Below are 12,941 nucleotides of genomic sequence, written 5' to 3' on the forward strand. Positions count from 1 at the left end.
GCCCACCACCGTTCGGTGGTGGGCGGCGCTGCGTTCTCTGTAACAATTTTCCCATCAGTCACAGCGCGGCACCCCCGCGACCGGCTCTCCTACGTGTACAAACAAGGTTCGGGACGGGGGACATCCGGCACAGCAGCGCCCGTGCGTGGGCGCCCGGTAACGCAGGAAGCGAGCGATGCAGATGCGAACCCAGCTTGGCGGTCACCGGAGCAGATCGGGCGGCAGCGCACGATCCGAGAGCAGCGGCACACGTTCGGTGGGACGCGGAAAGCGGCGTGCACTCGGGCTGCTCGCAGCCGCGCTCGTGGCACCGCTCGCAGCCGGGATGACCACGGTGCCGGTCGCTTCCGCGCAACCTCTCGCGACCCAAGCCGACCCTGTCGGCCAGAACCAGTCGGGTGCGACGGTGCGTGCGGTCGACTGGCTCACGGACCGCCGCGTGGCGCTGTGGATCGACTCCCCGTCGATGGGAACGCCCATCCAGGTGCAGATGCTCCTCGCCCGCGACTGGAACATCGCGCCGGAGAAGCGCTTTCCGTCCGTGTTCATGCTCGACGGGATGCGCGCCCGCGACGACCAGAGCGGCTGGACGCTCGAAACCGACGCCGAGGCGTTCTTCGCCGACAAGAACGTCAACGTCGTCCTTCCGGTCGGTGGCCAGTCCAGCTTCTACTCGGACTGGGTGGACCAGAACAACGGCCAGAACTACAAGTGGGAGACGTTCCTGACGAAGGAACTCCCGCCCATCCTCGAGAAGGACTGGCGCAGCACGGACAAGCGCGGTGTCGTCGGCCTCTCGATGGGCGGCACGGCCGCGATGTTCCTCCCGGCGCGCAACCCCGGTTTCGCGCAGTTCGCCGCATCGCTGTCGGGCATCCTCACCACCACGACCCTCGGCATGCCCGAGGCCATCCACTACGCGATGCAGGATGCGGGTGGGTTCGACTCGGAGGCGATGTGGGGTGAACCCGGCGGCGAGGGCTGGGAGGCGCACGACCCGTATCTCCTCGCCGACAAGCTGCGAGGCGTGAGCCTGTACGTGTCGAGCGGAAGCGGCAGTGCCGGTCCGTACGACGACCCGTCGAGCGTTCCCGGCGTCAGTACCAACTACGCGGGCATGGGCCTCGAAATCTTGTCGCGCCTGACGTCCCAGGCGTTCGCGACGAAGCTGAAGAAGACCGGTATCCCGGCGCAGATCGTGTACCGGCCCTCCGGCACCCACACGTGGAAGTACTGGGAATTCGAGCTGCACCAGTTGTGGCCGCAGCTCGCGAACACACTCGGTGTCGAGGTGGAGAAGCCGGCGTGCGCGCCTGCCGGAGCCATCGCAGACGTTGCCGCTGCCGGCCCGTGGCTGGGCGACTGCCTCACCGCCGAATACCCGGTTGCCGGTGGCACCGTGCAGGACTTCCGCTTCGGGCGGGTCTTCTCGTCCGACGGAGTGACCGTCCCGGTCGCCGGCGCGATCGGCGGGCTCTACCAAGGCAGCGGCGGACCCGCGGGAGCGCTCGGCTACCCGGTCACCGAGGAACGCGGCACCGCGGACGGGCGCGGCCGGTACAACCACTTCCGCAACGGCGCGATCTACTGGACTCCCGAACACGGCGCGCGCCCGGTGCGGGGCGCGATCTTCGAAGAGTGGAAGCGCCAGGGCTGGGAAGGTGGCCCTCTCGGTTACCCGGTCCTCGACGAGGCGCGAACCCCGGACGGTCGCGGCGTCGTGCAGGGCTTCGAGATCGGGGCGATGTACTGGTCGGAGCAGACCGGTGCGCACGCGGTCCAGGGCATGATCATGGACAAGTACGGTCAGCTCGGCTACGAGGGCGGAGTGCTCGGGTTCCCGATCTCGAGCGAGCAGGTCGTCAAGGACAACGGCCGCGTCGCCGACTTCGAGAACGGCCGCATCTACTGGAGCCAGCCCACCGGCGCGTGGCCCGTGCGCGGCAAGGTCCTCGACGCGTGGTCCGCGGAGGGTGCCGAGAACGGCCGCCTGGGCTATCCCGTCGGCGACGAGTTCCCGGCCGAGGGTGGACGCGGTGTCCAGCAGAACTTCCAGAACGGCTTCGTCACCGTCGACGGCGACGCGGTTACGCTGCACCCGTAACCCGCCCGGGGACTGTTACTCCCGCACGCGCGGCCGGGGCGGGGGCGGCGGGGGCGGGGGGGGGCGCCGCCCCCCCCCCCGGTGCGCTATGTAGCCTGGGGCACACCCTGTTCCAGTTCTGCTCGATACCGGATGTGAGGACACCACCACATGCCTGCACGGACCCGCTCGCGCTCTACCCGCGTCTTCGGCGCACTCGCCGCGGCAATCGCCGCCACCGCAGTTCTGTCCGCCTGCGGAAGCGACGACTCCACCGCTACGAGCACACCGACGACGACCGGTGTGACGACGTCGACCAGTACGGTGTCTCCCACCGACGAGGCGGACGAGACCGGCGCGGGCGAGACCTCGAGCACCACCGCGAGTGGTGACGAGTCCGCACCGCCCGCCGCGACGCCGGCCCCCGGTGGCGGGGCACCCGGTGGGGCGCCCGCTCCCACCGCGGAAGGCGACGAGTTCCTCGCCGCGCTGCGTGCCGAGGGTGTCGAGCCGTCCGACGAGGCCGGCGCGATCAGCATCGCGGACTACATCTGCAGCGCTCAGGCGCAGGGTGGCTCCCCGTCCGAGGTGAAGACGTTCGTCACCGCCTTGGTCGGCAGCGAGTCGGTCACCTCCGGCGGCGAGATCACCGAGGAACAGGCCGCTGCTACCGCGGACACTTACATCGCCGTCGCGGGCGACACGTACTGCAGCTAGGAAGGTCGGCACGATGGTCAGGACGAAGCAGCGCCGTAGTGGGCGCACAATCGTGGTTCTGGGGGCGCTGCTCCTCCTGGCCGTCGTGCTGGTGCTCTGGTACCTGCTTGCGGGACGGCTCGATGTGCCGGGCCCGACCCCACCGCAGGGTCCCGACGACACGCAGTCGCAGCCGGCGTCGTGCCCGGATGTGCAGGTCGTCAGCGTGCCGGGGACGTGGGAGTCGGCGATCGGGGACGATCCCTACAATCCGACCGCAAACCCCATGTCGTTGATGCTCAACGTGACGCGCCCGCTCCAGGAGCGGTTCGATCCGCAGCGGGCGGACGTGTACACCGTCCCGTACGTCGCTCAGTTCTCGAACCCGATCGCCATTCCCCCGGACGGTCAGCAGTCGTACAACAACAGCCGCGGCGCGGGTACGGCGGCGACCACAGATTTCCTGTCGCAGCGCTTCACCGAATGCCCGCTCACGAGCTATGTGCTCACCGGCTTTTCGCAGGGTGCGGTGATCGTGGGTGACGTAGCGGCGCAGATCGGTGCCGGCAACGGTCCGGTTCCGGCGGATCGTGTCCTCGGGGTCGCACTGATCGCGGACGGCCGGCGCGACGGCGTGTCGGGAACCGACATCGGAGCCCCCGTCGCGGGAGTGGGCGCGGAACTGTCGCTCGCCGGACTGCGACTGCCGGGCATCACCATGACGGGCGAACGTCCGGGCGGTTTCGGAGCGCTCGACGACCGCACCGTGCAGATCTGCGCGCCGACCGACAGCATCTGCGACGCCCCTGCGAACGCGTTCAATCCGTCGAACTGGGCGACTGCTGCGCCGCGCATCCTCGAGTACGTGAACAACCCGATCCATGCGCAGTACAACTGGTATGTCGTCGACGAGAACGGGACCACCGCACCGCAGTGGATCACGTCGTGGGCGACCGATTTGATCGAATCCGCCCCGCATCCTGCCGAGGAGTGAGGTTCCTCGAGGGTTACTCGCCAGTAGTGTCGGTCGTCACCACCGGGTGCAACGGTCCTGCCGTCGGCCTCTAGACTCATCCCTCGGCCGACACGCCCGGCCGATCCGGGGCGCGCGGTTCGCGATGACTGCCACAGGAGAAGAGGTCCGATGGGTGCCAGCGACGGAGCGGCGAATACCCGCCCGGCGATGGGGCGTACCCGCACCGGCGACCTCGGCCTCCGCTGCGTTCCGATGATCCACGTCACTACCACGTCGTCCGCGCGTCTGCGCGTCGATATCGGTCCGGTGCGCCGCGCGCACGTTTCGGGCGGGCCGAGGCGGGTACTGCGCAGGTCGGGGGATGACACCGGCACGCATACCGGGCCCGGGACCCCTGCGGAAAGGGCGCCGAATGTGCACAGCGGGTCGGCGATGTCGTATGTTGGTGGCTTCCCGAAGGGGACGGAAGTGCCTGTCCCGTCGATTCCGGTATTCGTGGGGTGGGTAAGCGATGCCGATCTGTAACATATCCGTGACCTCGGACCGATGAACACCTTCAGTGAGTCGTACACAGACGCTGTTCGCGGTGTTCGAGGAGATGATCTGGCAGCGCAAGAAAGAGTTAGGGGCGCAACCATGTCGAGTGGTTGTGGGATCGCTTCGACAGGGAGAAGGAATTGAGCGTCGGGTTCGAAGAGTTCATCGATGAAAACGGCCGGATCAACTTGCCGGAGGGGAACACGCTGCTCGATCACCTCGAGCAGAACGTGGCCTCCAACGGTGACGAGACGGCTTACCGCTACATCGACTACTCGCGGGAACGGGACGGTGAGGTCCACGAACTGACGTGGAACCAATTCGGCGTCCGGCTCAAGGCCATCGCCGCGCGATTGCAGCAGGTCACCGATCCCGGCGACCGGGTAGCGATCCTCGCCCCTCAGGGCCTCGACTACGTGGTCTCCTTCTTCGCCGCGATCTACGCGGGCGTCATCGCCGTACCGCTGTTCGATCCCGACGAGCCCGGCCACACGGACCGGTTGCACGCCGTTCTGGGCGACTGCACTCCGAGCGCGATCCTCACCGCCACCTCGTCTGCCGCAGGTGTCCGGCAGTTCTTCCGCCCCCTCCCCGCCGCGCAGCGTCCCCGGGTAATCGCCGTCGACGCGATCCCCGACACGCTCGCGGACTCGTGGACCAGCCCCGCGGTCTCCACCGACGACATCGCGTACCTGCAGTACACGTCGGGCTCGACCCGCGTCCCGGCCGGCGTGGAGATCACCCACCGCTCGGTGCTCACCAACGTCATCCAGATGGCCGATTCGATCGAGCTCAACGAGACCTCGCGTGGCGTGACCTGGTTGCCGCTGTTCCACGACATGGGCCTGCTGACGGTGATCCTGCCCGCGATCGGCGGAAAGTACATCACCATCATGAGCCCGCGTGCGTTCGTCGCACGTCCCGGTCGCTGGATCCGCGAACTCGCCGCCGTCTCCGACGGTGCCGGCACGTTCGCCGCCGCGCCCAACTTCGCCTTCGAGCACGCCGCCGCGCGCGGCCTGCCCAAGGACGGCGAAACCCTCGACCTGAGCAACGTCATCGGCCTGATCAACGGCAGCGAGCCGGTGACCACGTCGTCGATGCGCAAGTTCAACGAGGCGTTCGCGCCGTACGGCCTGCCCAAGACCGCGATCAAGCCGTCGTACGGGATGGCCGAGGCGACGCTGTTCGTCTCGTCCACCAAGCACAGCGACGAAGCGAAGGTCCTCTACGTCGACCGCGACGAACTCAACCGTGGCCGGGTCGTGCGCGTCGACCGCGACGCCGAGAACGCGATCCCGCAGGTGTCCTGTGGTTTCGTGTCGATCAGCCAGTGGGCCGCGATCGTCGACGCCGAGACCGGCGCCGAGGTTCCGGACGAGCACGTCGGCGAGATCTGGCTGCGCGGCGACAACGTCGGCATCGGCTATTGGGGTCGTAAGAAGGAAACCGACGAGACCTTCCACAACAAGATCACGCAGCGGCTTCCCGAGGGCAGCCACGCCGAGGGCACCCCCGACGACGCCAAGTGGCTCCGCACGGGCGACTACGGCGTGTACATCGACGGTGAGCTGTACATCACCGGACGCGTCAAGGACCTCGTCATCGTCGACGGCCGCAATCACTACCCGCAGGACCTCGAGTACTCGGCTCAGGAGGCCAGCCCCGCGCTGCGCCCCGGGTTCGTGGCCGCGTTCGCGGTGCCTGCCAACCAGCTTCCGCAGGTGGTGTTCGAGAACGCCGCCTCCGGCCTCGAGTTCGACGCGGACGATTCGTCCGAGCAACTCGTCGTGGTCGCCGAGCGCGCACCGGGTGCGGGCAAGGTCGACCCGCAGCCGGTCGCGGATGCCGTGCGCGCCGCGATCTCGGCACGCCACGGCGTGACGGCACGCGACGTGCTGCTCGTTCCCGCGGGTTCCATCCCGCGTACTTCCAGCGGAAAGATCGCACGGCGCGCCTGCAAGGCCGCCTACATCGAGGGAACGCTGCGCGGTGGTCACCAGCAGCAGGCGTTCCCCGACAGCGTGTGAAGAAATGTTCTTGTTCCCGGGTAGCGTGGTGGGTTGATGGCTGACATGGAAATGACCGTTGCGGAACTGCGCGACTGGCTGCGGAACTGGATCGCAAACACGACCGGCCAGCCGGTCTCGCAGATCACGGATGATCGTCCGCTCGAGGAGTTCGGACTGTCGTCCCGCGACGCGGTGGCCTTGAGCGGTGAGATCGAGGATCTTCTCGACGTCACCCTGAACGCGACGATCGCGTACCAGCATCCGACCATCGCGTCGCTGGCAACGCGCATCATCGAGGGCGAACCGGAACGTCCCGAAGACGACGACGACGCGTCTCTGTATGCGGCGCGACCGTCGGGGGCGTCGAAGGACGTCGCGATCGTCGGTGTGTCGACGCGCTTCCCGGGTCATATCGAGACGCCGGAGCAGATGTGGGACCTGCTCTCGTCCGGGCGGGACGCCATCGTCGATCTTCCCGAGGGCCGCTGGTCGGAGTTCGAGGGCGACCCGGCCGTCCGCGAGTCGATCCGCAAGGCCAACACCCGTGGTGGCTACCTCGACGACGTCAAGGGCTTCGACGCCGAGTTCTTCGCGATGTCGCCGCGCGAGGTCGAGATGGTCGACCCGCAGCAGCGTCTCGCGCTCGAACTGACGTGGGAGGCGCTCGAGCACGCGCACATTCCTCCGAGCGACCTCAAGGGTGGTTCGGTCGGTGTCTTCATCGGCAGTTCGGCGAGCGACTACATGCTGCTGGCCTCGGTCGACCCGTCCGTTGCGCACCCGTACGCGCTGACGGGTACGTCGTCCGCGGTCATCGCCAACCGCGTCTCGTACTTCTACGACTTCCACGGCCCCTCGGTCACCCTCGACACGGCGTGCTCGTCGTCGCTCGTCGCGGTGCATCAGGCGGTGCGTGCGCTGCGCGGCGGTGAAGCCGATGTCGCGCTGGCCGGTGGCGTCAACATGCTGCTCGCGCCGGCCGGAACCCTCGGTTTCGACGAACTCGGCGTCATGGCTCCCGACGGCCGCATCAAGGCTTTCTCCGCCGACGCCGACGGCATGATCCGTGCCGAGGGCGGCGGTCTCGTCGTGCTCAAGCGTCTCGAGGACGCCGAGCGCGACGGCGACAACATTCTCGCCGTCATCGCCGGCACGGCCGTCAACCAGGACGGCCGTTCGAACGGCCTGGCGGCCCCCAACCCGGAAGCACAGGTCGACGTGCTGCGCCGGGCCTACCGGGACGCGCAGATCCTGCCGTCGGGTGTCGACTACATCGAGGCACACGGCACCGGCACGGTGCTCGGTGACCCGATCGAAGCCGATGCACTCGGGCGGGTCGTCGGCCGCGGCCGCGATGCCGACAAGCCGGTGCTCCTCGGTTCGGCGAAGACCAACTTCGGCCACCTCGAGTCGGCTGCCGGTGCTGCGGGCCTGATCAAGGTCGTGCTCGCGATGCAGGAGGACGCGCTTCCTCCGACGCTGAACTACACCGCGCCCAACCCGTACATTCCGTTCGACAAGGCGCATCTCCAGGTCATTCCCGACGGTGCGAAGTGGCCCCGGTACACGGGACGCGCGGTCGCGGGCATTTCCGGTTTCGGATTCGGCGGCACCAACGCGCATGTCGTGGTGCACGAATACACCGGCCCCGACGGGCAGGAAGCAGCCGAGGCCGAGGTCGAGATCGTGTCCGACGCCGTCTCCGAGATCGCCGGCACCCCCGCGGAACCGGCTCGTGAGATGCCGGTCGTGCTCGCGGTGTCCGCTCCGATGCCGTCCCGCCGTCGCCGCGCCGCCGCCGACCTCGCCGACTGGCTCGAGACCGAGCAGGGCAGCACGACTCCGCTCGCCGACGTCGCCCGCACGCTCGCGCGTCGCAATCACGGTCGCTCCCGCGCGGTCGTGGTCGCTGCCGACCGTGCCGAGGCCATCGCCGGTCTGCGCGCCGTCGCCGCCGGCAAGCCGGCCCAGGGTGTCTTCACCGCCGACTCTCCCGCGTCCGCGGGACCGGTGTGGGTGCTGTCCGGTTTCGGTGCCCAGCACCGGAAGATGGCAAAGCAGCTGTATCTCGAGAACCCGGTGTTCGCGCGGGCCGTGGACGAGGTCGACGAGCTGATCGTCGACGAGTCCGGTTACTCCATGACGGAGAAGTTCCTCGACGACAGCCAGGACTACGACGTCGAGACCGCGCAGGTCGGGATCTTCACGATCCAGATCGGCCTCGCGGCGGTACTGCGCCACCACGGTGCCGAGCCCGCCGCGATCGTCGGGCACTCGATGGGTGAGGCTGCCGGCGCGTACATCTCCGGTGGACTCGCGCTCGAGGACGCCGTGCGCGTCATCTGCGCCCGCTCGCGGCTGATGGGTGAGGCGGAAGGCCAGCTCGAGGGCGACGACATCCGTCTCATGGCGCTCGTCGAATACAGCGCCGACGAGATCACCTCGGTGCTCCCGGACTTCCCGCACCTCGAGGTGTGCGTCTACGCCGCGCCCACCCACACGGTCATCGGTGGCCCGCAGGGCGAGGTCAACGAGATCGTCGCCCGCGCCGAGGCCGAGGAGAAGTTCGCTCGTGTCCTGCAGACGAAGGGCGCGAGCCACACCTCGCAGGTCGACCCGATTCTCGGTGAGCTCGCTGCCGAACTCGCGGGTATCGAGCCGCACCCGCTGAAGGTCGCCGTGTACTCGTCGGTGGACCAGGAAACCCTGTATCGGCCGGGACACGAAGGCATTCACGGGGTCGAGTACTGGACCAAGGGCATGCGCCACAGCGTGTACTTCACGCAGGCCGTGCGCCAGGCGCTGTCCGACGGCCACACCACCTTCGTGGAGCTCAACGCCAATCCCGCGACGCTCATGTCGGTCGCGTCGACCGCTTTCGACGCGGGCGTGCAGGACGGACAGTTCATCCAGACGCTCAAGCGCAAGGAAGACGAGTCGCTCGGCGTGCTCCTCGCCCTCGCGCAGCTGTATGTGCACGGGCATCCCGTGGACTTGGGCAGCCTGCTCCCCGAGGGGGACTACGCCGAGATCCCGCGGACCGCGTTCCTGCGGAAGCCGTACTGGGTCGAGGCCCGCATCGGCTCCGCGGGCAACAGCCGGGTTCCCGGTGCGCACGTCGCACTCCCCGACGGCCGGCACGTGTGGGAGGTGCAGGCTTCGGCCGTCGCCGATCCCGCCGCGCTGCTCGTGGCCGCGGCCTCGCAGGTGCTCGCGGACGTGACGCTCACCGCGTCGATGCCGCACGCACCGGTGCCCGCAGCCGGGACGCTCACCACCACGCTCACCCGCCATCCCGGTGGTGCGTCGCTGCAGGTACACGCTCTCGACGACGGCGGGTTCACGCTCGTCCACGAGGGTGTCGTCACCTCCGGTGAGGTGCTGTCCGCACCTGTTGCCGCCACCGCGGCGTCGACCCGTACGGACGAGGACACCGCCGAGGTGGCCGAGAGCGCCGGCGACCGATGGGATCCGGCCGGCTCGCAGACCCTCGAGGATCGGCTCGCGCTGATCGTCGCGGAGTCGATGGGATACGCGCCCGAGGACCTGCCGGTCGAGATTCCGCTGATCGAACTGGGCCTCGATTCGCTCATGGCGGTCCGGATCAAGAACCGGGTGGAGTACGAGTTCGACATTCCGCAACTCCAGATCTCCGCGGTGAAGGATGCGAGCCTGCGCGACGTCGCGAAGTACCTGCGGTACGCCGTCGAGAACCGCGAGGAAGTCGCGGCACTCGCCGAGCAGCAGGCCGCGGACAAGGCTGCCGAGCGCGCGGCGGACGCCGCAGAAGACGCAGCGGCCGACGAGCAGGCACCGACCTCGGTGGAGGACACCACGGTCGTCGCCGAAGCCGAGCAGATCCTGGAGGACGCGGCGCCTGCCGCGCCGGCCGAGACCGCGCCGGAGACCGCTCCGGCCGAGACCGCGTCGTTGGACACCACCGATGACGGTGGCGTCGATGTGCCCCCGCGCGACGCCGCCGAACGCCTGACGTTCGCGTCGTGGGCGGTGGTCACCGGGCGGTCGGCGAAGAGCATCTTCAACACGCTTCCCACGCTGGACGACGAGAAAGCCGGCAAGCTCGCGGCCCGTCTGACGGAGCGTTCCGGAGGCAGCATCACCGTCGAGGATGTGCGGGGTGCTGCGACGATCGAGAAACTCGCGGATGTCGTCCGCGGATACCTCGAATCCTCCGACCGGATCGACGGATTGGTGCGCGCCCTGCGACCGCGGCCCGAGGGCTCGGATGCGGTGCCGGTGTTCGTCTTCCACCCGGCAGGTGGCTCCACCGTGGCGTACGAACCGCTGCTCAGGCGTCTTCCCGCCGATACGCCGATGTACGGCTTCGAACGCACCGAGGGACCGATCGAAGAGCGCGCCGCGGTCTATCTGCCGCTCATCGAGGAGATCCAGGGCGACGGCCCGTACGTGCTCTACGGCTGGTCGCTCGGAGGTGTGCTCGCCTACGCGGTGGCGCGCCTGTTGCGCGAACGCGGCAAGGACGTGCGTGTCGTCGGACTGATCGACACCGTCATGGCGGGCGAGAAGGTCGAGAACACGCCCGAGGAGATCAGGAAGCGCTGGCAGCGCTACGCGCGCTTCGCGAAGAAGACCTACGGCATCGAAGCACCGCTGCCGTACGACCTTCTGGCCGAGGCCGAGTCCGACGAGGACCAGATCGGAATCCTCATGGGCCTGCTCGAGATGAGCGGTGTCGAGATCCCCGGCGGCATCATCGAGCACCAGCGCACGTCGTGGCTCGACAACCGGGCGATCCAGACCGCCGAACTCGAAACCTACGACGGCGATGTCGTTCTCTACATGGCGGATCGCTACCACGACGACGCGATCGACCTGGAGCCGGCGTTCGGCACCCGGCAGCCCGACGGTGGCTGGGGAGACGTCGTCGCGAATCTGGAAGTCGTGTCGGTGGGTGGCGATCACCTGCAGATCGTCGACGAGCCGTACATCGCCAAGGTGGGGGCAGACCTGACCCGTAAGCTGGCCGCCATCGAGGCCTCGAGGAGCTGAACGAGTAGTGACCACCACCACGGCAGAAAAGCTGGCCGAGCTGCGCCAGAAACTGGAGATCGCGCAGGAACCTGCGGGCGAGATCGCAGTCGCCAAGCGCGCGAAGAAGGGCATTCCGAGTGCGCGTGAGCGCATCGACATGCTCCTCGACAAGGGGAGCTTCGTCGAGATCGGCGCGTTGATGAAGACGCCCGGCCGCGAGGACGCCTTCTACGGCGACGCCGTCGTCGTCGGGCACGGCACGGTCGAGGGCAGGCCGGTCGCGGTCTTCTCCCACGACCAGACGGTTCTCGGCGGCAGCGTCGGAGAGATGTTCGGCCGCAAGGTTTCCGCGGTCCTGGACTACGCCCTCAAAATCGGCTGCCCCGTCGTGGGCATCAACGATTCGGGTGGCGCGCGCGTGCAGGACGCCGTCACGTCGCTCGCCTGGTACGGCGAGATCGGGAAGCGCACCGAGCCGCTGTCGGGCCTGTGCCCGCAGATCTCGGTCATCGTCGGCAAGTGTGCCGGCGGTGCCGTGTACGCCCCGATCAACACCGATGTCGTGGTCGCGACCGAAGACGCCCACATGTTCGTCACCGGACCGGATGTCATCAAGGCCGTCACCGGTGAGGACGTCAGCCTTCACGAACTGGGAAGCGCGCGTAAGCAAGCCGAATACGGCAACGTGCACCACGTCGCGCCCGACGAGAAGGCCGCGTTCGAGTGGGTGCGCCAGTACCTGAGCTACATGCCGTCGAACGCGCAGGAGAAGCCGCCGGTCGTCAATCCCGGTCTGGAACCGGAAATCACGCCCGACGACCTCGAACTCGATTCGTTCATGCCGGACGCCGACAACTCCGGCTACGACATGCACGACATCCTGCTGAAGATCTTCGACGACGGCGACTTCTTCGAGGTTCGTTCGCAGACCGCGCACAACATCATCACCGGATACGCCCGCGTCGACGGCCGACCGGTGGGTGTCGTCGCGAACCAGCCGCTCCATCTGTCCGGTGCGCTCGACGCAGCCGCAGCCGACAAGGCCGCGCACTTCGTCCGGGTCTGTGACGCCTACAGCATCCCGCTGGTCTTCGTCGTCGACACTCCGGGCTTCCTGCCCGGTGTGGAGCAGGAGAAGATCGGCGTCATCAAGCGTGGCGGCAGGTTCCTGTTCTCGTACGTCGAGGCGTCCGTGCCGAAGGTGACCGTGGTGGTGCGCAAGTCGTACGGCGGCGGTTACGCGGTGATGGGTTCCAAGCAGCTCGGCGCCGACATCAACTTCGCGTGGCCGACGGCCCGCATCGCCGTGATGGGTGCCGAGTCCGCGGTTGCGGTCATCGGCCGCAAGCAGATTGCCGATGCGGGCGAGAATGCTCCCGCGGTGCGGCAGCAGCTCATCAACTTCTACAACGAGCATGTGGCGACGCCGTACATCGCTGCCGAGCGCGGCTACATCGACGCGGTCATCGACCCGGCTTCGACGCGGCTCGAGATTCGGCGCGCTCTGAATCTGCTGCGCGACAAGACGGTGTTCAAGAACCCGCGCAAGCACCACCTGTTGCCGCTCTGACGGCCACCGTGTGACAACGATGCCGTAGCGGGCTGCACGCGCACTGTGCAGCCC

General features: G+C 68.1%; 6 protein-coding genes. All 6 read left to right on the forward strand.

Features of this window, described 5'->3' with window-relative positions:
- Positions 1 to 175: 175 nt before the first annotated feature.
- A complete protein-coding gene (locus TVH25_RS17915) occupies positions 176 to 2,104 on the forward strand; it encodes an alpha/beta hydrolase-fold protein (protein ID WP_296550625.1) in 1,929 nt (642 codons plus the stop codon).
- Positions 2,105 to 2,254: 150 nt separating this feature from the next.
- Positions 2,255 to 2,800: a DUF732 domain-containing protein gene (locus TVH25_RS17920; protein ID WP_169620776.1), complete on the forward strand. Its 546-nt coding sequence runs from the start codon at positions 2,255 to 2,257 to the stop codon at positions 2,798 to 2,800.
- 13 nt (positions 2,801 to 2,813) lie between these two features.
- Positions 2,814 to 3,773, forward strand: a complete 960-nt coding sequence (locus TVH25_RS17925) for a cutinase family protein (protein ID WP_422425051.1) — start codon at positions 2,814 to 2,816, stop codon at positions 3,771 to 3,773.
- Positions 3,774 to 4,432: 659 nt separating this feature from the next.
- Positions 4,433 to 6,322, forward strand: a complete 1,890-nt coding sequence (fadD32, locus tag TVH25_RS17930; protein WP_169620774.1) for a long-chain-fatty-acid--AMP ligase FadD32 — start codon at positions 4,433 to 4,435, stop codon at positions 6,320 to 6,322.
- Positions 6,323 to 6,373: 51 nt separating this feature from the next.
- The gene (gene pks13, locus TVH25_RS17935; protein ID WP_422425054.1) at positions 6,374 to 11,335 is read left to right on the forward strand and encodes a polyketide synthase Pks13; all 4,962 of its coding nucleotides are present in this window, start codon (positions 6,374 to 6,376) and stop codon (positions 11,333 to 11,335) included.
- 7 nt (positions 11,336 to 11,342) lie between these two features.
- Positions 11,343 to 12,887 (forward strand): acyl-CoA carboxylase subunit beta, encoded by a 1,545-nt coding sequence (locus tag TVH25_RS17940; RefSeq protein WP_169652235.1) that lies wholly within the window; start codon positions 11,343 to 11,345, stop codon positions 12,885 to 12,887.
- Positions 12,888 to 12,941: the final 54 nt, after the last annotated feature.

This window comes from Rhodococcus sp. 7Tela_A2 (genome assembly GCF_049311045.1).
Lineage (GTDB): Bacteria > Actinomycetota > Actinomycetes > Mycobacteriales > Mycobacteriaceae > Rhodococcus.

Excerpts from the sequence above, each read along its gene's own strand:
- TVH25_RS17915 (WP_296550625.1), top strand. The coding sequence starts at position 176 with ATGCAGATGCGAACCCAGCTTGGCGGTCACCGGAGCAGATCGGGCGGC.
- pks13 (WP_422425054.1), top strand. The coding sequence starts at position 6,374 with ATGACCGTTGCGGAACTGCGCGACTGGCTGCGGAACTGGATCGCAAAC.
- TVH25_RS17925 (WP_422425051.1), top strand. The coding sequence starts at position 2,814 with ATGGTCAGGACGAAGCAGCGCCGTAGTGGGCGCACAATCGTGGTTCTG.
- TVH25_RS17920 (WP_169620776.1), top strand. The coding sequence starts at position 2,255 with ATGCCTGCACGGACCCGCTCGCGCTCTACCCGCGTCTTCGGCGCACTC.